This is a genomic window from Sphingomonas sp. GM_Shp_1, assembly GCF_026540895.1.
Taxonomy (GTDB): domain Bacteria; phylum Pseudomonadota; class Alphaproteobacteria; order Sphingomonadales; family Sphingomonadaceae; genus Sphingomonas.
Window position 1 is genome coordinate 53195 of sequence record NZ_JALNUR010000020.1, and the last position, 19593, is coordinate 72787.

Sequence of the window (19593 nt, forward strand, 5' to 3'; positions counted from 1 at the left end):
TCGTTCACGCCAGAGCCTCCACCGCCGCGCGAAAGGCATCGCCCCGCGCTTCATAATCACGAAACTGGTCGAAGCTGGCACAGGCGGGCGACAGCAGCACCGTGTCCCCCGACCGCGCCGCCGCCGCCGCATGGGCGACCGCCGCCTCCAGCGTGCCGGATTGCTCCACCACGGGCACCTTGCCCTTCAACAGATCGTAGAAGAGCGGGGCCGCCTCACCGATCGTATAGGCCGCGACGACGTGGTCCAGATGGGCCGCGCAGGCGTCGAGATCGTCGCCCTTGCGCTTGCCGCCGACGATCCAGTGCACGCGCGGGAATGCGGCGAGCGCGGGCGAGGTGGATTCGGGGTTGGTCGCCTTGGAATCGTTGACGAAGGCCACGCCGTTCCGGGTCGCGACATGCTGCATCCGGTGCGGCAGGCTGGCATAGCTGGCGAGACCTGCCTCAATTGCGTCCTCGCCGATCCCCAACGCGCGGGCTACGGCGATGGCGGCCTGCGCGTTCTGGGCGTTATGCGGGCCTTGCAGCGCGGGCCAACGGCTCTGGTCGAGCGGGGCGTCGGGGGCGATCGTCACGAGATCCTCCGCGCGTCCGGCCAGACCTTGGGCGATATTGGCCGAAGCTTCGTCACCCGTGCCGACCACCGCCACATGCCCTGCCGACTGCATCGCGAACAGCCGCGCCTTGGACGCCGCATAGCCTGCGAAGCCGTCATAGCGGTCGAGGTGATCGGGTGTGATGTTGAGCAGCACCGCCACGTCGCAGTCGAGGCTCTGCGTCAGGTCGATCTGATAGCTGGACAGCTCCAGCACATAGACCCCGCCCTCGGGCAGAGGCTCCTGTCCCAGGATCGGCAGGCCGATATTGCCCCCCATCAGGGTCGGCACGCCCGCCGTCTTCAGGATGTGGTGGACCAGCGCGGTGGTGGTCGACTTGCCGTTGGTGCCGGTGATGCCGACGACCTTGTGCGGCGGCAGGTCGTGCCGCGCCTGGGCGAAGAGTTCGATGTCGCCGATCACCGGCACCCCCGCCGCGCGCGCCGCAGCGGCGAGGGGGTGGGTGTTGAGTGGTACGCCCGGCGACACGACCAGTGCGTCGAAGCCGGACAGGTCATCGAGCGGTGCGATCTTCAAATCCTCCCCGGCACGGGGAGGGGGACCGCCAGCCGCAGGCTGGTGGTGGAGGGGGGCTTCGGCAAAGGACTCGCCCAGTGGCACGCCCCCTCCACCAGCTTCGCTGGTCCCCCTCCCCGTGCCGGGGAGGATAGCCTCACGCTTGTCGGGCTCGCTATCCCACGCCACCACGCTCGCCCCGCCTGCGAGCAACGCCGAAACACTCGCGGCGCCGGAGCGTGCGAGCCCCAGCACCGCGTAACGTTTCCCCGCCCAGTCGCGCGACGTGATCATCGCAGCTTCAACGTCGACAGGCCCGCCAGCGCCAGCACGAAGGCGATGATCCAGAAGCGGATCACCACCGTCGGCTCCGACCAGCCGAGCTGTTCGAAATGATGGTGGATCGGCGCCATGCGGAACACGCGCTTGCCGGTCCGCTTGTAGAAGAAGACCTGGATGATCACCGACATCGCCTCGACCACGAACAGGCCGCCGATGATGCCCAGCACGATCTCGTGATGTGCGACGACCGCGATGGTGCCGAGCGCGCCGCCCAGCGCCAGGCTGCCGGTATCGCCCATGAACACCGCCGCCGGGGGCGCGTTGAACCACAGGAACGCCAAGCCCGCCCCGACCACTGCGCCGCAAAAGATGGCCAGCTCACCCGCGCCCGGCACATGCGGGATGCCGAGATAATCGGCGAACTTCACATTGCCCGCCAGGTAGACGATGACCATGAACGCGACGCTGGCGATGATCACCGGCATCGTCGCCAGCCCGTCCAGCCCGTCGGTCAGGTTCACCGCATTGCCGAACGCGACGATCGTGAAGGCGGCGAACAGCGGGTAGAAATAGCCGAGATCGATATACATGCGCGAGGTGAAGGGCAGGTAGAGATGCGGCCCGTTCTGCCCCATGACGATCCATGCCGCGATCCCGGCGATCGCGAATTCCAGCAACAGCCGGGTCCGCCCCGAGATACCGGCGGTCGAGGCTTTCCGTACCTTGTCATAATCGTCGAGGAACCCGATCGCGCCGAAGCCAAGCGTCACGAACAGGCACGCCCAGACGAACGGGTTGAACACGTTCATCCAGATCAGGATCGACAGCGTCATACTGGTCAGGATCATCAGCCCGCCCATGGTGGGCGTACCGCGCTTGGCGAGGTGGGTCTGCGGCCCGTCGGCGCGGATCGGTTGCCCCTTGCCCTGGCGGACGCGCAGCCAGCCGATGAAGCGCGGCCCGATGATCAGGCCGATGAACAAGGCGGTCGCCACCGTCGCCCCGGTCCGGAACGACTGGTAACGGATGAGGTTGAGAAGCCCCGGAAAACCGAGATGCTCCGCGATCCAGTACAGCATTAGCCTTGCGCCCCGCCCGTTCGCCGCTCGTCACGAAGGGCCGTCACCACGCGCGACAGCCCCACTCCGTTCGATCCCTTGATCAGCACCACATCGTCGGGCGTCATGATCGAAGCCAGCGCCTCATGCGCGGCCTTAGCATCGGTCACATGGACGAAATCCACCCGCCCCTCAAGCGCAGCCGCCAGCGGGGCCATCGATTCACCGACCAGCAACGCCCGTTCGACGCGCGCCGCCAGGATCGGTTCGGCGAGCCCGGCATGATAATCGGCGGAATCCTCGCCCAATTCGCGCATCTCGCCCAGCACCGCGACATGCCGTCCCGGCTCCTCCGCCAGCACCGCCAGCGTGGCGCGCATCGAGGCGGGATTGGCGTTGTAGCTTTCGTCGATGATCAGCGCGCCGTTGCTCGCCCGGAACCGCGCGCCGCGACCGGCAAGCCCACCCAGTTCGGCCAAGGCCAGTCCGGCCAGCCCCAGGTCGCCGCCCGCCGCATCGACCGCCGCCAGTACGGCAAGGGCATTGGACACCCAATGCTGCCCCGGCTGGGACAGGGTGAAGTTCAGTTCCCGGTCGCCCAGTCGCGCGGTCACGAAGCTGCCCCCCATCGGCCCGCGCATCGCCTCGACCGCACGGACATCGGCGGCGGGATCGAAGCCGAAGGTCACGATGCGATCCGCATGGGGCCGCGCCGCCGCGATCAGGCGGTCGCGATGCGGGCTGTCATAGGGGACGATGGCGGTGCCGCCGGGCTGAAGCCCCTGGAATATCTCACCTTTGGCGTCGGCGATGGCGGACTCGTCGGGGAAGAATTCGGTATGCGCGGGCGCGATGGCGGTGACGATCGCGATGTGCGGGCGGACCATCGCGGTCAGCGCGGACAGCTCGCCCGCATGGTTCATCCCCATCTCGAACACGCCCGCCCGCACGTCGCGCGGCATCCGCGCAAGGCTGAGCGGCACGCCGGTATGGTTGTTGTAGCTCTTGACCGAGCGATGCACCCCGCCCCGCCAGCCACGGTCCAGGGCGGCGAACAGCGCTTCCTTGGCGCTGGTCTTGCCGACCGATCCGGTGACGCCGATGATCGTCGCATCGGTCCGCGCCCGCGACGCACGCGCCAGATCCTCCAGCGCATGGAAGCTGTCGGCAACGCGAACATGGGGATGGTCGGTATCGTCGCTGACCAGCGCCCCCGCCGCCCCTTGCGCAAAGGCCTGGTCGAGGAAGCGGTGCCCGTCGGTCGCATCGCCCCGCATCGCGACGAACAGGTCGCCGGGTCCGACCTCGCGGCTGTCGAAGGCGACGCCCGACACGGCGAAGTCGGCAGACGCGGTGCCGCCGGTCGCGGCGGCGATCTCCTGCGCGGTCCACAGGATCATGGGCGCTCCCCGCCCGACTTGGCACCATAATGAAGCGACAGCTTGGGACGCGCGCGAACGGGCGTTTCCGGCTGTTCGGCTTCCGTCTTCTGCACCGGGGGCGTCTTGGTCGTGGCCTTTCCGCTCATGCCGCGCACTCCCGCGCGACCGTGACATCGTCGAAGGGCAGGACGAGGTCGCCGACGATCTGGCCCTGCTCATGCCCCTTGCCCGCGATCAAGACGATATCCTGCTCGCCCGCCTCGGCGATGGCGGCGGCGATGGCGGCGCGGCGGTCGCCGATCTCGATCGCGCCGGTCGCCCCGCGCATCACCTGCGCGCGGATCGCGGCGGGGTCTTCGTTGCGGGGATTGTCGTCGGTCACGATCACCCGGTCGGCATGCATCGAGGCGACCTGGCCCATCACTTCGCGCTTGCCCGAATCGCGGTCGCCGCCCGCACCGAACACCACGATCAGCCGCCCGCCCGCATGGGGCTTGAGCGCCGCGATCGCCGCTTCGAGCGCATCGGGGGTATGCGCATAATCGACATAGACGGGCGCGCCGCTCCGCGCGATCGCCGCGCGCTCCAGCCGCCCGCGCACCGGCTGCAACCGGGCGAGGTTCGCGATGGTCGCCGCCACCTCACCGCCCGTCGCCAGCACCAGCCCGGCCGAGACCAGTGCATTGGCCGCCTGATAGGCACCGATCAGCGGCAGTTGCACCTTGTGGATGATGCCATGCTCGTCCTCGATCACCAGCCCCTGCCCCAACAGGGTCGGATGCCGCTCGACCAGTTTCAGCGTCGATCCGCGCGTGCCCACCGTCACCAGCCTGTTGCCCCGCGCGCGCGCCAGGTCGATCACCCGCCCGCTCTCGACATCGTCGGCCCAGACGACCGCCGTGCCGGTGGGCGACAGCACCTCGGAGAAAAGCCGCATCTTGGCCGCCAGATAGGCGCCCATATCGCCGTGATAGTCCAGATGATCGCGCGACAAATTGGTGAAAGCCGCCGCCGACACTTCCAGCCCCTCGGTGCGATACTGGGTCAGGCCGTGGCTCGATGCCTCGAACGCCAGATGGGTCACACCCTCGCGCGCCAGCCCGGCGACATTGGACAAGAACGTCACGACATCGGGCGTGGTCAGACCGGTATAGGTTCGCTCGTCGGCGGTTGTGACGCCGAGCGTTCCGATCGAGGCGGCGTGATGCCCCGCCATCCGCCAGAGCTGCCGCGTCATCTCGACGGTCGAGGTCTTGCCGTTGGTGCCGGTCACCGCCACCGCGGTCGCCGGGAAGGGCGCGAAGAACGCCGCCGCCAGCCGGGCGAAGGCCGCGCGCGGTTCGTCCGAGGCGATATGGACCGCGCCCTCGACCCTCACGCCGGGCCGCGCGACAACCGCCACCGCGCCGCTGCGCACCGCATCGGCGATGAAGTCCTCGCCATTCACCCGCGCGCCCTGAAACGCACCGAAAATCGTACCCGGCGCGACCTTGCGATGGTCGATCGCGAAACCGGAAACGAGGGCGTCACCGCCCTCGCCCATATCTTGCCCGGTCAACTGGTTCAGCTTCATGCCGCCACCCTCATCGTCCATCCACCGGCGGCGCCTTGGGGTCCTGCCACAGGGTCGGCAGGATGTCGGACACATCCACGTCCTTGGTCGCGTCCGGCACGACGCCCAGCATCGCGCCGACCCGCGTGATCGTCCGCCCGACCACGGGGGCGGCGTTCCAGGCTGCGGTCTTCCACCCGAACGTCTCCTTCGTACCCTTTGGCGAGTCGAGCATCGCCAGGACCACATAGCGCGGCGCGTCCATCGGGAACGCCGCCGCGAAGGTAGCGACGTTGCGCGACCGATCATAGCCGCCCGCCACCGCCGCCTCGGCCGTGCCCGTCTTGCCCCCGACGCGGTAGCCCGGCGCATCGCCCTTGCGCCCCGTGCCGCGCATCACGATCAGGCGCAACATCTGCCGCATCCGCGCGCTGGTCGCCTCGCTCAGCACCCGGCGCCCGGCGGCCGCATGCCCCGGCTCGACCTTCATCAGCGTCGCGGGCCGCCAGATGCCGCCATTGACCAGTGCGGCATAGGCCGACGCCAGGTGCAACGGCGTCACCGCGATGCCATGCCCATAAGCGGTCGTCATCGTCGTCGTCCGCGCCCAATAGGTGGGCAGCAGCGGACGGCCCTTCTCGCGCAGTTCGATATCGGGCTTGGTGTCGAAGCCCAGCTTCTTGAACATCGCCTGCATCCGCTGCGGCCCGATCTCGTCGGCGATGCGCGCGGTGGCGATGTTGGACGAATAGATCAGCGTCTCGGCCATGTTCAGCCAGCGCTTCGGATCACCCTGCTCGTCATGGATGGTATAGCCGCCGACCTTCAGTGGATGGGTCGCATCGAAACGCCGCGCCATCGAGGTGACGACGCCATTCTCCATCGCCGTCGCCATGGTGATCGGCTTGAAGGTCGACCCCAGCTCGAACACGCTCTGCGTCGTGATGTTGCGCAGTTCCTCGGTACCCGCCATGCCCACGCGATTGGGATTGAAGGTGGGCAGCGAAACCATCGCGATCACCTCGCCGGTGTGCACGTCCAGGATGATGCCGCCACCGCCGCGTGCCGCGAAGGTGTTCATCGCGCGGCCCAGTTCGCTCTCCAGCGCGGCCTGGGCGCGGGTGTCGATCGACAGCGCGACGGGCTTGCCCGCATGGGCCGGGCTGAGCAGCCGCTCGTCGAGCACGCGCTCCATGCCGCTCATCCCGTGCCCATCGGTCGACAGGAAGCCCAGCGCATGCGCCGCCAGCGTGGATTGCGGATAGAGACGCTGCGTCTCGCGGTCGAAGACCAGGCCCGGCTCGCCGATGGCGTTGACCTGCTCGACCAGCCCGGGGCTGGCACGGCGTTGCAGATAGACGAAATTCGCCTTGCGGGTCAGCTGGTTGTAGAACCAGGCCTGATCGCCGCGATCGGGCATCAGCGCGGCGAGGCGCGCGGCGATCTCCATCGGATCGCCGATCAGCTTCTTCGGGTGGACCGCAATGGTCCAGCTATCGATCGTGCGGGCCAGCGGCGCGCCGTTGCGATCGACGATGTCGCCCCGCGCGGCCAGCGTCGCGGTACGCGCCGCCGCATCGGCGGGCCCCGCGAACACCGCCAGCATCATCAGCCGCCCGATCACGACGAACACCGCCGCGCCGAACAGCATCATCAGCATCATCAGGCGCATATGCGTCGTCGCGACCAGCGCATGGCGCTGGCCGGCGGTACGTTGGGTTCCGGCGGGACGGGCGACGAGTACGCTCAACGCCGCCGCCGCGATTCGCTCTTGGCCCCCTTCAGGATGTCGCCCAGCGTCGTGTCGGACAGAAGCTGGCGGTCGAGCATCGCCACGGCCTGCGGACGCACCTTGGCGACGGCGGCGGTGGTCACGACCGGCTGGGTGACCGGAACCGACTGGGCGGGAACGAGCAGCGCGGCGGTCTGGACGGCACCGGTAGCAGGCCCGCGCGTCACGTCCAGCGAGGCGAGCTGCGCCTCGTCACCCACGAACTGCCCCGCCACCGGCGCGGTCAGCGCCAGCGTGTCGCCGTTCCACTTTTCCAGCTGGACCAGATTGGCGCGGGTGTCGAACTCGGTTTCCAGCGCGCGAATGTCGCGCTCAGCGGTGCGGATGCGCGCATTGACGTCGTCGAGCTTCTTGCGCTCGGCCGCCACCTGCAAGGACACCAGGTAAAAGCCCAGGACGACCGCGACGCAGCTCCCGAACCAACCGATCCCCTTCAACCGATACGCCGCCGTCATACGCCCAACTCCTGACCCAACTCGCCCCCCGGCGCCCGTCCCAAACCCGTCCCGTGTCCCGCCGACCAGGCGGGTGATTCCGTTCGTGTCGCGAACCGCAGCGTCGCCGATCGCGCGCGCGGATTGCGGGCCAGCTCGACCTCGCCCGCGCGGATCGCCTTGCCGACATTCGTGAAGCTGGGCGCGCGCGCCGCCGCCTGTTCGGGCAGGTGTCGCGAGCCGCCCGGCATTTGCCCGGCGCGTTCGCGGAAGAAGCGCTTGACCATGCGATCTTCCAGACTGTGGAAGGTCACCACCGCCAGTCGCCCACCGGGCTTCAACGCCCGCTCCGCCGCCGCCAGACCGTCGGCCAGTTCGTCCAGCTCGCGGTTCACATGGATGCGAATCGCCTGGAAGGCCCGCGTCGCCGGGTCCTTCTTGTCATGCGGACGATAGCCCAGCGCGCGACGCACCACGGCGGCCAGCTCGCCGGTGCGGGTCAGCGGACGCGCGGCGACGATCGCCTGCGCTACCCGGCGCGAACGCGGCTCCTCGCCATAATGATAGAGGACGTCGGCGATCGCGCCCTCGTCGGCGGTGTTGAGGAAGTCCGCCGCCGATTCGCCGTCCTGCGCCATGCGCATGTCGAGCGGACCGTCGCCCTGGAACGAGAAACCACGCTCCGCCTGATCGAGCTGCATCGAGGATACGCCGATGTCGAGCACGACGCCGTCGACCGGCGCGCCCAGTTCCTGGTCCAGCCCTGAGAATTCGCGGTGGATCAGGGTCAGCCCCGGTTCGGCGGCGACCAGCGCCTGGCCGTTGGCGATGGCGTCGGGATCGCGGTCGAAGGCGATGACCTTCGCCCCCTGCCCCAGCATCGCACGGGTATAGCCGCCCGCGCCGAACGTGCCGTCGACATGCGTCTCGCCGGGGGCGATGGCGAGCGCGTCGAGCACTTCGTCGAGCAGGACCGGGATATGGGGGGCGTCGGGCATCACGCTCACAGCGCGATCCCCTTTTCCTGGCAATGGAAACGCGCGGCCGAGATCATCTTCGGGGGCAGACCCGGCGTGTCGACCAGCGTCTTGGGGTCCCAGATTTCGATATAGTCGAACGTGCCCCAGAAAAAGGCATGGCCCGCGATCCCGGCATGGAAGCGGGGAAAGCCCGGCATGATGAACCGACCCGACCCGTCGAACGGCACCGCCTCGCCATTGGCGAGGTCGCGCTTGATATTGTAATCGATCCGGCCATCGGGCCCGCGCGACATTTCGGTCCGCGCGTCGAGTTCCTTCTTCAGCACGGCGACATAACCCGGATCATAAGCGATCAGACAACGCTCGGTTTCGTGGACCGCGATGATGATGGTCCCGCCATCCTTTCCGTCGGGGCGCGGCGCATTCTGAGCCAGCGTGGAGCGGAGTGCATTGGGGATGGCGACGCGGCCCTTGTCGTCGACAAGGCCGATGCCACTTCCCTGATACAAACCCCTTTCGGACACGCCAACCTCGCCCATGGCGCGCATGCCCCACCGTTTCGGAACCCGACCCGCGCCGCATCCCGACCATTTCTGGATAACAGTGAGCCTGCCCCTCTGTTGGAAATGGGTTTACCTATAGCGCAGGCGGGAGGCAACGGGATTTTTGGGGATAACCGGGGAAACCACTCCTAAAACACGGAATATGCGACGAACGGCTGGGCGACGGGCGGGATCACACCATCGGCGAAGTATCGGCAGAGTGACGAAATTAAACCTCGGAGGCGGGCTTTCCCCGATTTTCCCCGGCTATTTCGAGGGGCACGAAGAAAATATACATCATGACGTGCATTAACCATGAATGGAGCATGGAGGAGCAGCGTTCGGTCAGGAATCGGGCCAGACATACGGCCGAAAGAGCCGCCGCGCATCGCCGACTTTCCCGATTCTCAGTGAGTCCCGCCGCCCCTATCGCGCTTTGGGCGGCCTCTACATTTTAGGGCCGATCAACATTCGCGCAGCTCCTTCTTCCCTCTTCCCTGGATAGGGGAGAGGGTTAGCGAAGCTTGCCAGCCTGCTGGCTAGCGCAGCTTGGGTGAGGGGTTGAGCGAGCCACAGGCTCGCGCGCTCGCTCGTGCGAGCGCAGCACCCCTCACCCAGCTCCGACTAAGCCTTTGCTTTCGCAAAGACCAAGTCTGCGCAACCCTCTCCCCTCTGCGAGGGGCGAGGGAAAAGAGCGGCGTATCTGATCGCCCCGCGTCAGCGTGCGGGGTCGGCGGGGGCCTGGGCGTTGACCGGCGCGGGGGCGATGCCCAGTTCGGCCAGCGGCTCGTTGCTGGGCGTGGCGGTGCTGTTGGTCATGGCCATGTCGGCCACCATGTTGGACTGGGCCGCGCCGGCGGCGGCGACCGGCGGCTCGTCACGATTGAGCGAGCCGAGGATCGTGCTGGCGATCGCGATCAGCAGGATAACCGAAGCCAGGCCGATCATACCGACTTTCACGCGCTGCATGATATGATGATGGTCGGGTGATTTCATGAATGCGATATTGTAACCTGCGTCAGGCCTTCTGTCGACCTTTGGGCCGAGGCGACCATCGCCTACAGACCCTTTTCGGCCCGCCACGCCGGATTGTGAAGCGTGGAGAGGTAGCGAAACCCCGTATCGCACAAAATGGTTGCGATACGCTTATCGGGCCCCAGGGCCCGCGCCAGGGCGACCGCTCCGGCCACGTTGATCCCCGATGACAGGCCCAGGCACAGTCCCTCCTCGGTCAGCAGCCGCTGCACCCAATACCAGCCCTCGGCATCCGAGATACGAAACTGGGTATCGACCGGCGCGCCTTCCAGATTGGCGGTGATCCGCCCCTGGCCGATCCCTTCGGCGACCGACGACCCTTCCGACTTCAACTCGCCATGCGCATAGTAATCGTAAAGTGCGGCACCATGCGGGTCGCTGAGCGCGATGGTGATCGATTCGTCATGCGCCTTCAGCCCCAGGCCGACGCCCGCCAGCGTGCCGCCCGTGCCCGCCGCACAGGTGAAGCCGTCGATCCGCCCGCCCATCTGGTTCCAAATCTCTTCGGCGGTACCCACGATATGCGCGCGGCGGTTGGCGATATTGTCGAACTGGTTGGCCCAGACCGCATTGTCCGTCTCCTCGGCGATCCGGCGCGAGGTGTGGACGAAGTGACAGGGGCTGGAATAGGGCGCGGCGGGCACCAGCACCAGTTCCGCTCCCAGCGCGCGCAGCGTGTCCATCTTCTCGCGGCTTTGCGTCTCGGGCATGACGATGATCGTGCGATAGCCCTTGGCATTGGCGACCAGCGCCAGCCCGATCCCGGTATTGCCCGCCGTCCCCTCGACGATCGTGCCGCCGGGGCGAAGCTGTCCCCGCGCCTCGGCATCCTCGACGATGAACAGCGCCGCGCGATCCTTCACGCTGGCGCCCGGATTGGCGAATTCGCATTTGCCGTAAATGTCGCAGCCGGTGGCTTCGCTGGGGCCCTTCAGGCGAACGAGCGGGGTGTTGCCGATCAGGGCCAGGGTGTCGGGAGTCACGTCCATAGCCGCTAGATGGCCCCTGCCCCGCGACACGGCAAGCAAAGCCTTGCTTGGGCACGGGCAAGCGCGAGCCATAGCGACGCGAAATGTCGGTCATTCGACAGGGTAAGCGCACGTGGCGCTTGACGCCGGGTTGCTGCATTTGCGAAGCAACACATCGCTATGAAAAGCCTCCTCCCCGTTTTCGTCGCCGCACCGCTGCTCGCACTCGCAGCGTGCAATTCCAAGCCCAGCCAGCCCGAGGTGGTCGACACCAACCCCGACCCCATGGCCAATGTCCTCGCCAACCGCGCGCCGGTCGAACTGCCGCCCGCGATCAAGGCGGAAAAGAGCTTCCGCTGCAAGGACAACAGCCTCGTCTTCGTCACCTTCTTCCAGGGCGACAAGCAGGCCAATGTCCGCCTGAAGGAAGGCGACACGCCCGTCGTGCTGAAGGCGCCTGCTGCCGGTGAGCCGCTGACCGCGGAAGGCGGCTGGAAGATGACGGGTGACGAAAAGGCGATCACCCTGACGACGCCCAACAAGGCGGCGCAGACCTGCCATATCTGACTTAGTCGTCGGTTCGCCGACGATTGGGCCTTGATCGAAAGCCGGCCGGCGGGGATATCTCCGTCGGCCTTTTTCATGGCGTGTCATCAGGGAGGTCGGGACGAACCGTGGCCGCGATCGCGATCTACAGCCTGAAGGGCGGCGTGGGTAAGACCAGCATGGCCGTCAATCTGGCCTGGTGCGCGGCCATGCTGTCGGCCAGGCGGACGCTGTTATGGGATCTCGACCCGCAAGCCGCCTCGACCTGGCTGCTGGGCGGGGCCGCCCCAGGGGACCGGGCGCAGGCGATCTTCTCCCGCGATGTCGATGTCGACCGGCTGATCCGCCCGACCGCCATCCCTCGCCTCTCGCTGATCGGTGCGGACGAGTCGCTGCGTGGCCTGGACCTGCTGTTCCACCGGATCGACAAGAAGAAGCGGCTGGGCAAGCTGATCGAGCGGCTCGACGGCTATGACCGGGTGCTACTCGACTGTCCGCCGGGGCTGACCGAGACGACCGAGCAGGTGCTGCACGCGGCCGACCTGATCGTCGTGCCGGTCGTCCCCTCGGCCCTCGCCACCCGCGCGCTGGAGGTGGTGGACGGGCATGTCCGGGGCCGGGTGCCGTTGATGCCGGTGCATGTCATGGCGGACCGCCGCCGCCGGCTCCACGCCGACGCGCTGGCTGCCCACCCCGACTGGCCGGTCATCCCGATGGCCAGCCTGGTCGAGGCGATGGGACAGCACCGCGCCCCCGTCGCCAGCTTCGCCCCTCGCAGCGCCGCGGCCAAGGCCTATGCCCAATTGTGGCAGGCGATCGAACGGCGACTGGCCGGGGCATGAGCCGCCGCGCGGGATCCGGCGCCACCGAGCGACTGACCCCCCATCTGGTGCTGGGCGCCTATGCCGTGGGGGTGTTCCCGATGGCCGACACCCGCGATACCGAGCATGTCTATTGGGTCGAGCCGCGCAAGCGGGCCATCCTGCCGCTCGACGGTTTTCACCTGTCGCGCTCGCTGCGCAAGACGGTGGCGAAGGATCGTTTCCGGGTGACCGCGGACACCGCGTTCGAATCGATCATCCGGCTCTGCGCCGAAAGCGTGGAGGACCGGCCCGAGACCTGGATCAACTATGCCATCGAACGGGTGTTCATCGACCTGTTCGACATGGGGTTCGCCCATTCGATCGAATGCTGGGACGGCGACGAGCTGGTCGGCGGGCTCTATGGCCTCAGCCTGGGGCGCGCCTTTTTCGGCGAATCGATGGTCAGCCGCCGGACCGATGCGTCCAAGGTCGCGCTGGTCTGGCTGATCGCGCGGCTGCGGGCCGGCGGGTACAGCCTGCTCGATTGCCAGTTCCAGACACCGCATCTGTCGACCATGGGCGCGGTCGAGATCGGGCGCGACGATTATGTCGCGCTATTGTCCGATGCATTGGCCGGGGTCGTCGCGCCGGGTGCATCCGCTTCCGGCGTGTCCGTGCCGGGCGACTTCGCCGCGCTCGACCGTTTGGGAGCCGTGCTGGGCGTCGCCGCCGGGACCGTATCGGGGCCGGTTTCGGGCCAGGACATCGTGCAGCTCTTGGCCCAGACGTCATAGACCGGGTGCTGCACGACGTTGAGCGCGGGGCGTTCCTTGTACAGCCAGCCCGAAAAGACACGCTGCCACCGCTGATCCGCACCGCGCACGTCGAGCTGGACGAAGGCGCCGGTCAGTTGCTCGGGCTCCCAGGAGGCGGTCTTTTCGCAGGCGCGCAGGCGGACGACGACATCGCCGACCCGGATCGCCTGACCGGGCTTCAGCGTCAGGTCGCGGGACACGCCGTTGCGCTTGTTGAGCAGGCCGACCACCGCGACACGCTGCGCCATCGGCGTGCCGCCGGTGGGGAGGGTCGCCTGTCCGGCGTCGACCGATTCGATTCCCGAACCGCCGCCGGGGCGATCGGGCAGGATCTGGCTGACCGCCGAATCGTCTCCGGTGGGAGAGCCCTTATGGGTCAGCGACTGGTATCCGAACCAGCCCCCGACACCCAGTGCGGCGGCCAGCACAGCACCGGCCAGCCAGCGAGCCGTCTTCACCCCTCGGGCGTCCAAGCTTCATAGTCGCCGGTCGCGGCCTGACGCTGGCCGCCCTTTTCCAGCGCGCCCGACGGGCGATAGGCCAAGGCGGTGCCGGTCATGTTGGGCAAAGCGGGCTTCTGCCACGCGCGACGCGGCGGCAGCGAGCGATCGGGCACGTCCTCGACCTGATGATGCAGCCAGCTGAACCATTCCGCCGGGACCCGGCTGGCATCGTTCGGCCCGTTATAGATCACCCAGCGGCGCGGACGACCGGCGGTGTCGCGACCGCCCTCGTAATAGACGTTGCCGTGCGCATCCTCGCCCACCTGCGCCTTGCCGCGCAGACCGAACCAGGTGCCGATGGTGGCGCCGTTCCACCAGGTGAAGGGATTGAGGTTGATGCCCATGACGCGCCGTGTAGCCCGCCTGTCGCCGCCCTTCAACCGCGTTCGTGTGTGGTCGGCGGGACGTGTGGGGCGAAGGCAGTCTGCCTTCCTTCGGGGAAGGGGATCGTTGCAAGGCCTGTCGCTCCATCTCGGCGAAGGCCAGGACCCGGACGGCGCGGCATTAGGGCCAATCGACATTCATTTTCACGCGAAGACGCGAAGACACGAAGAATGTGTTCGCGCGGAGGCGCGGAGAACGCGGAGAGGTTGAGGCTAAGGCGACGGCAGTCCGCTTTCGCCATCCGACGATCATAAGGCACACTACCGGGCGTGTATGATGTCTCTGCGTCCTCCGCGCCTCTGCGCGCAAAAAAGGATTGGCGTCTTCGGTTGAGTTCCTGAGCTGGACGGACATTCAAGCGGAAGAGTCATCATTCCTCCCCTGCAAGGGGAGGAATGGATGAATGTCGATCGGTCCTAGATAACTTGTTCCCATCGCTCGGCAACTGGACCCCGGCCTTCGCCGGGGTGGTGCGCAGAGGGGGGCGGCGGGGCCGCCTTTTGCTACGATCCGCTGCAACGGGAAGTGACAAGGCAATGCCACGGGCGGGATCGCCTGGGGCCGGGCCCTCCCCCATCCCCTCCCGCCTGCGGGAGGGGAGCGGTTTGGGGCGAAGGTTCCGTCTTATTTCCCAAGCGTCCGTGGCCCGCGTCAGCGCGGCCAGGAGACCGAATCGCCCTCGGAAATTCCCAGTTCCGCCGCGCGGCCGCCGACCAGTTCCAGCACGGCCGCCACCGGCTCGCCCGAGGGGATCTTGCCCTCGCTGAACGGCGGCGTGTTCTCGGCGATGCGCGCGATCGTGCCGTCCGCGCGGATGAACAGGATGTCGAGCGAGGTCGGCGTGTTCTTCATCCAGAATTCCGCGACGCGCGGGCCCCCGCCCTCGGGCGGATAGGGGGCGAACAACATGCCGCCATCGGGCTTCAAATCGGTGCGGTACATCAGCCCCTGCGCCTGTTCGGCGGTGGTGCGGGCCGGTTCGACCTGAAAGACATGCTTGCCCTGCGCGGTGGTCACGGTGACCGGCACGGTCGCGGCCTTCTGCGCCGCCGCAGCCGAGGAGGAGTCGTCCTTGGAACAGCCGCAGAGCCCCGCACCCACCAGCATCAGCGCCAAGGCCGCCGCACCGCCAGCCCGCTTCATCCGTGTCATTCGCGATGTCTTTCCGTCACGACGACCGCCAGCGGCCCCTTGGGCCCCTCGACGATGCGCGCGGCCAGCGACTGGCCCGGCTCGACATCGACGATGCCGCCGCGCCGCAGCGTTTCCATATGCACGAAGATATCCGCCCCGTCACGGTCGCGCAGCAGGAAGCCATAGCCCTTCAGCCGGTTGAACCATTTGACCGCGACCGGTTCGGGCTCCCCCGCCTCCGCCACCAGCGCGACGGGGTCGACCCGGTCGGTCGCGCGCGGGCGCTTCGCCGGCTCGGGCACGGCATGGGTCAGGTCGATCGAGAGCACCTGGCGCGCCTGATAGCCACGCCCGCCGCGCACCGCCAGCACCTCGACCCGCGCGCCTTCGGGCAGGCTGCGGCGGCCATGCGGCTGCAACACGGAAAAATGGACCAGCACGTCCCCGTACAGCGGATCGTCCGCCACGACGAAGCCGAAGCCCCGTGTCACGTCGAACCATTTGACGACTCCCGCCAGCCCTACGGCCGTATCCGCCGTCTCGCCGTCGATGCCGCCCCCGTTGATTGGCGTTTCATCCAGCATCATCGCACCCTTGATGCTATTGCTAGCACCATTGTTCGCGCCTGCAATGCGATGCCGCCACTTTTGCTGGTCCGGACCGGGACGGAACCGCGTCTTTCGGACCTCAGAAAGATGCCATCTTGTTGTGGATCAATAACAATCGTCGTCGATGACCTCGCCGGGGGCTGCCGCGACGATCCGGCGGGACAGCGCACTGCCATGCCCCGCCCGCATCATCGCGGCGAATTGCTTCTCCCGCGTCGCCCGATCCGCCTCGCCCTGGCCGAAGGGGCCGATTCGCTTGCGCCGGGCAAAGGCGAGCGCTGCGTCGCGCGCGGCCTCGGCCAGTTGGGGGGCGATCGCTTCGTGATCCTCCGCCCCCACGCGCGCCGCCTGCAACGCCTGTCGCACCCGCCGCGCGCCCAGCCCGCGCCGCGCCAGCGACGCCGCCTTCGCCTCGGCATAGGCGCGATCGTCGATATAGCCGAGCGACACCATCCGCGCCGCCAACTCGCGCGGGGCGGGCGAATCCGCCCCCGCCCAGCCCCGTTCGCGCAGCTTTCGCACCAGATAATCGACCAGCTTGCCCTCGGTCGTCGCAAATCGCTCGACATAGCGCAGCGCGAGGTGCTCCAGGGATTTGGGATCAAGGGGCTTTGGCGGGCGACGATCGGCGGACACGCCTTGTTTGTGCCACAGTGACACCGGATTTAGAACGCGGGAAGCCGCTATCCGCGGCGGAAAAGATTCATTCGTCCTCGCCACGTGCGATGCGGGGACGCAAAAGCATAAGGAACGAAGGCAAGGCCATGACGATCGAGCACCATCAGGACGACGCGCGCGCCATCATCGCGACGCCGACCGAGGATGCGCGCCCCCGCCGCTTCGCCGACTTCGACACGCTGGGCGAGGCGCTGGACTATGCCGCCTCGGGCGCGCGTGGCCTGAACTTCCACGATGCGCGTGGGGTCCTGGCCCGCGCCTATCCGTTCGCCGAACTGCGCGAGGACGCGCTAGCCTGCGCCCGCCGCCTGATCGCCAGCGGCATCGCGCCCGAGGACCGGATCGCGCTGGTCGCCGAGACGGGACCGGAATTCGCCGCGCTGTTCTTCGGCGTCGTCTATGCGGGCGCGTGGCCCGTGCCGCTGCCGCTGCCGACCTCGTTCGGCGGGCGCGACAGCTATATCGAACAGCTTCGCGTCCAGCTTGCCAGCTGCGACCCCAAGATGCTGATCTATCCGCCCGAACTCGCCCAGATGGCGGGCGCGGCGGCGGAAGCGGCGGGCTGCGAGGGCGTCGACTGGGACAACTTCGCCACCCGCGCCGCGCCCGAGACGGAACTGCCCAAGGCCGATCCGCAGGCGATCGCCTATCTGCAATATTCCAGCGGCTCGACCCGTTTCCCGCATGGCGTGGCGATCACCCACCATGCGCTGCTCAACAATCTGGCCGCGCACAGCCATGGCATGAAGATCCAGGAAAGCGACCGCTGCATCTCCTGGCTGCCCTGGTATCACGACATGGGTCTGGTCGGCTGCTTCCTGTCGCCGATCGCCAACCAGGTCTCGACCGATTACCTGAAGACCGAAGATTTCGCGCGCCGCCCGCTCGCCTGGCTCGACATGATCAGCCGCAATCCGGGCACCTCGGTCAGCTATTCGCCGACCTTCGGCTATGACATCTGCGCGCGCCGCATCTCGTCACAGACCAAGGCGTCGGACCGCTTCGACCTGTCGCGCTGGCGGCTGGCGGGCAACGGCGCGGACATGATCCGCCCCGACGTGATGCAGTCCTTCGTCGACGCCTTTGCCGATGCGGGCTTCCAGGCGACGGCCTTCCTGCCGTCTTATGGCTTGGCCGAAGCGACGCTGGCGGTGTCGATCATGCCGCCGGGCGAAGGCATTCGCGTCGAACTGGTCGAGGAAACGCAGTTGTCGGGCGGCGCACGCGGCACCGACCGCCCCCAGCGTTTCCGCGCGATCGTCAATTGCGGCAAGCCCGCGCGCGACATGACGATCGAGATCCGCGAGGAGGACGGCACCCCCCTGCCCGATGGCGCCATCGGCAAGGTGTGGTGCAAGGGCCCGTCGGTGATGGTCGGCTATTTTCGCGACCAGGCCGCGACCGACGCCTGCCTGGTCGATGGCTGGCTCGACACCGGCGACATGGGCTATATGTCCAAGGGCTATATCTACATCGTCGGCCGCGCCAAGGACATGATCATCGTCAACGGCCGCAACCACTGGCCGCAGGACATCGAATGGGCGGTCGAGCAGCTGCCGGGCTTCAAGGCGGGCGACATCGCCGCCTTCGCCATCACCACGCCGGGCGGCGAGGAAACCCCCGCCGTGCTGGTCCAGTGCCGCAGCTCGGACGATGAGGAACGGCTGCGCCTGCGCGACGAGATCCGCGAGCGCGTGCGCGCGGTGACGGGGATGAACTGCGTGATCGAACTGATCCCGCCGCGCACCCTGCCCCGCACCAGCTCTGGCAAGCTTAGCCGCGCCAAGGCCCGCAACCTGTACCTGGCAGGCGAGATCAAGCCGTACGACGTCGCGGCCTGATTTTCCGATCGGGGGGTTCAGAGGGGCTCGGTCGAAAGACCGGGCCCTTTCTCGTTTTCCCGCCAACGCAAGCCAGCACCCCGCCCCCCGTTCAACCCGCTTCCCGAACCCCGTTCAGCCTGAGCGAAGTCGAAGGCCAAGGGAATCCGGTCGTCCCGACACCAACCGCCGCCCCGGCGAAGGCCGGGGTCCAGTGACTACCAAGTCCATGGCAACAAGGGCCAATCGACATTCATGCTTCTTCCCTCTCCCCTGGACAGGGGAGAGGGTTAGCGGAGCTTGCCAGCGTGCTGGCTAGCGCAGCTTGGGTGAGGGGTCGAGCGAGCCAAAGGCTCGCGCGCTCGCTCGTGCGAGCGCAGTACCCCTCACCCAGCTCCGACCAAACCTTTGCTTTCGCAAAGACCAAGTCTTCGCAACCCTCTCCCCTCTATGAGGGGCGAGGGAAAAGAAGGCATGTCTGAATGTCGATCCGGCCTAGCCCTCGGCCTTTACCGGGGTGATTGTGAGGACGGGCATTGCCTTCGACGTCGCTCAGGCCGAACGGAGCTCCGGCGATCCTCAATCCTTCAACGGATCATGCCCCCAGTTCATCAGCGAGTACCGCCACGGCGAATGCTCGACATCCTTGTCCGGCCCACCCTGCTTCATATGCCGGTGCACATAGCCGACGACCTTCTTCATATGGGCATAATCATCGTCGGTCAGATCGGCCTTCTTCTTGCGCTTGATCGCGATGATCTTGCCGCCGGATTCATGGCCGACGCTTTCGTCCGATCCGCCCTTCTTCTGGCCGACCTGCCGGGATTCATCGGTATCCAGGAATTTCTCCAGCTCGGCGGGGGCCATGTTCACGGCCTCCTTGAAATCGGCGTACACCTGCTCGTGATCCTCGGCCATGCGCGGCTCCTTTCGGGCGGGTCAACGCCGCGCTCGCGCTTTCGGGTTCAGCCGAGCATCCCCTCATAGCTTTGCGGCGGCACGGGCAGCGTCGCCCGCGCGATCCCGCCGATCAGCAGGACGAGCCCCAGCGCGCCGACCGTCGCACCGACGATCCGCCGCTCACCCCGCCACGGCTTGGCCAGCACCATGCCCAGCGCACAGGCGACGACCGGCCACAGATGATAGCGGAAGTCGGAGGCGAC

20 protein-coding genes and 2 pseudogenes are annotated in these 19593 nt (G+C 67.5%); 4 read left to right on the forward strand and 18 right to left on the reverse strand.

Annotated features, from left to right (window positions below):
* Window positions 1-4 precede the first annotated feature (4 nt).
* The 11 genes from murD to OXQ33_RS11565 all read right to left on the reverse strand — a co-directional run bounded on the left by murD (window position 5) and on the right by OXQ33_RS11565 (window position 11160).
* The gene (gene murD, locus OXQ33_RS11515; RefSeq protein WP_267434833.1) at window positions 5-1408 is read right to left on the reverse strand and encodes a UDP-N-acetylmuramoyl-L-alanine--D-glutamate ligase; all 1404 of its coding nucleotides are present in this window, start codon (window positions 1406-1408) and stop codon (window positions 5-7) included.
* Window positions 1405-2475 carry a phospho-N-acetylmuramoyl-pentapeptide-transferase gene (mraY, locus tag OXQ33_RS11520; RefSeq protein WP_267434834.1) on the reverse strand — a complete coding sequence of 357 codons (1071 nt, stop codon included), beginning with the start codon at window positions 2473-2475 and terminating at the stop codon, window positions 1405-1407. Before mraY ends, murD begins: the two co-directional genes overlap by 4 nt.
* Window positions 2475-3854, reverse strand: a complete 1380-nt coding sequence (gene murF, locus OXQ33_RS11525) for a UDP-N-acetylmuramoyl-tripeptide--D-alanyl-D-alanine ligase (protein WP_267434835.1) — start codon at window positions 3852-3854, stop codon at window positions 2475-2477. Before murF ends, mraY begins: the two co-directional genes overlap by 1 nt.
* Window positions 3851-3982, reverse strand: coding sequence for a hypothetical protein (locus tag OXQ33_RS11530; RefSeq protein WP_267434836.1), 132 nt, complete (start codon window positions 3980-3982; stop codon window positions 3851-3853). The genes murF and OXQ33_RS11530 overlap by 4 nt, the downstream gene beginning before the upstream one ends.
* The gene (locus OXQ33_RS11535) at window positions 3979-5409 is read right to left on the reverse strand and encodes a UDP-N-acetylmuramoyl-L-alanyl-D-glutamate--2,6-diaminopimelate ligase (protein WP_267434851.1); all 1431 of its coding nucleotides are present in this window, start codon (window positions 5407-5409) and stop codon (window positions 3979-3981) included. Before OXQ33_RS11535 ends, OXQ33_RS11530 begins: the two co-directional genes overlap by 4 nt.
* 10 nt (window positions 5410-5419) lie before the next feature.
* Window positions 5420-7138 (reverse strand): penicillin-binding protein 2, encoded by a 1719-nt coding sequence (locus OXQ33_RS11540; protein WP_267434837.1) that lies wholly within the window; start codon window positions 7136-7138, stop codon window positions 5420-5422.
* Entirely contained in the window at window positions 7135-7635 is a 501-nt protein-coding gene (locus OXQ33_RS11545; RefSeq protein ID WP_267434838.1) for a hypothetical protein, read from the reverse strand. Before OXQ33_RS11545 ends, OXQ33_RS11540 begins: the two co-directional genes overlap by 4 nt.
* Entirely contained in the window at window positions 7632-8612 is a 981-nt protein-coding gene (gene rsmH / locus OXQ33_RS11550; RefSeq protein WP_267434839.1) for a 16S rRNA (cytosine(1402)-N(4))-methyltransferase RsmH, read from the reverse strand. The genes OXQ33_RS11545 and rsmH overlap by 4 nt, the downstream gene beginning before the upstream one ends.
* A gap of 5 nt (window positions 8613-8617) precedes the next feature.
* Complete coding sequence (locus OXQ33_RS11555; protein WP_267434852.1) at window positions 8618-9133, reverse strand: division/cell wall cluster transcriptional repressor MraZ; 516 nt, start codon at window positions 9131-9133, stop codon at window positions 8618-8620.
* Window positions 9134-9853: 720 nt separating this feature from the next.
* Entirely contained in the window at window positions 9854-10105 is a 252-nt protein-coding gene (locus tag OXQ33_RS11560; protein WP_267434840.1) for a hypothetical protein, read from the reverse strand.
* 89 nt (window positions 10106-10194) lie between these two features.
* Window positions 10195-11160 (reverse strand): cysteine synthase A, encoded by a 966-nt coding sequence (locus OXQ33_RS11565; RefSeq protein WP_267434841.1) that lies wholly within the window; start codon window positions 11158-11160, stop codon window positions 10195-10197.
* A 159-nt stretch (window positions 11161-11319) separates the two neighbouring features.
* Here OXQ33_RS11565 and OXQ33_RS11570 point away from each other — a divergent pair, with 159 nt between their 5' ends.
* From OXQ33_RS11570 to aat, 3 genes are all read left to right on the forward strand, one after another.
* Window positions 11320-11706, forward strand: coding sequence for a hypothetical protein (locus OXQ33_RS11570; RefSeq protein ID WP_267434842.1), 387 nt, complete (start codon window positions 11320-11322; stop codon window positions 11704-11706).
* Between the two features lie 107 nt (window positions 11707-11813).
* Window positions 11814-12527, forward strand: a complete 714-nt coding sequence (locus OXQ33_RS11575; RefSeq protein WP_267434843.1) for a ParA family protein — start codon at window positions 11814-11816, stop codon at window positions 12525-12527.
* Window positions 12524-13282 (forward strand): leucyl/phenylalanyl-tRNA--protein transferase, encoded by a 759-nt coding sequence (gene aat / locus OXQ33_RS11580; RefSeq protein WP_267434844.1) that lies wholly within the window; start codon window positions 12524-12526, stop codon window positions 13280-13282. The genes OXQ33_RS11575 and aat overlap by 4 nt, the downstream gene beginning before the upstream one ends.
* A gap of 35 nt (window positions 13283-13317) precedes the next feature.
* Here the strand turns inward: aat and OXQ33_RS11585 are convergent.
* The 5 genes and pseudogenes from OXQ33_RS11585 to OXQ33_RS11605 form a co-directional block, all read right to left on the reverse strand.
* Window positions 13318-13551: pseudogene (locus OXQ33_RS11585) on the reverse strand (DUF2155 domain-containing protein); the annotation flags it as partial.
* A gap of 206 nt (window positions 13552-13757) precedes the next feature.
* Complete coding sequence (locus tag OXQ33_RS11590) at window positions 13758-14150, reverse strand: NADH:ubiquinone oxidoreductase subunit NDUFA12 (protein WP_267434845.1); 393 nt, start codon at window positions 14148-14150, stop codon at window positions 13758-13760.
* Between the two features lie 691 nt (window positions 14151-14841).
* On the reverse strand, window positions 14842-15333 hold the full coding sequence (locus OXQ33_RS11595) for a DUF192 domain-containing protein (RefSeq protein WP_267434853.1): 492 nt from the start codon (window positions 15331-15333) through the stop codon (window positions 14842-14844).
* Between the two features lie 5 nt (window positions 15334-15338).
* Window positions 15339-15908, reverse strand: coding sequence for a cold shock protein (locus tag OXQ33_RS11600; RefSeq protein ID WP_267434854.1), 570 nt, complete (start codon window positions 15906-15908; stop codon window positions 15339-15341).
* 129 nt (window positions 15909-16037) lie between these two features.
* Entirely contained in the window at window positions 16038-16568 is a 531-nt protein-coding gene (locus OXQ33_RS11605) for a RecX family transcriptional regulator (RefSeq protein WP_267434846.1), read from the reverse strand.
* A 128-nt stretch (window positions 16569-16696) separates the two neighbouring features.
* Here OXQ33_RS11605 and OXQ33_RS11610 point away from each other — a divergent pair, with 128 nt between their 5' ends.
* A complete protein-coding gene (locus OXQ33_RS11610) occupies window positions 16697-18451 on the forward strand; it encodes a fatty acyl-AMP ligase (protein ID WP_267434847.1) in 1755 nt (584 codons plus the stop codon).
* Window positions 18452-19009: 558 nt separating this feature from the next.
* Here OXQ33_RS11610 and OXQ33_RS11615 read toward each other — a convergent pair.
* Window positions 19010-19348: a DUF3140 domain-containing protein gene (locus OXQ33_RS11615; RefSeq protein WP_267434848.1), complete on the reverse strand. Its 339-nt coding sequence runs from the start codon at window positions 19346-19348 to the stop codon at window positions 19010-19012.
* A gap of 47 nt (window positions 19349-19395) precedes the next feature.
* Window positions 19396-19593: pseudogene (locus tag OXQ33_RS11620) on the reverse strand (hypothetical protein); the annotation flags it as partial.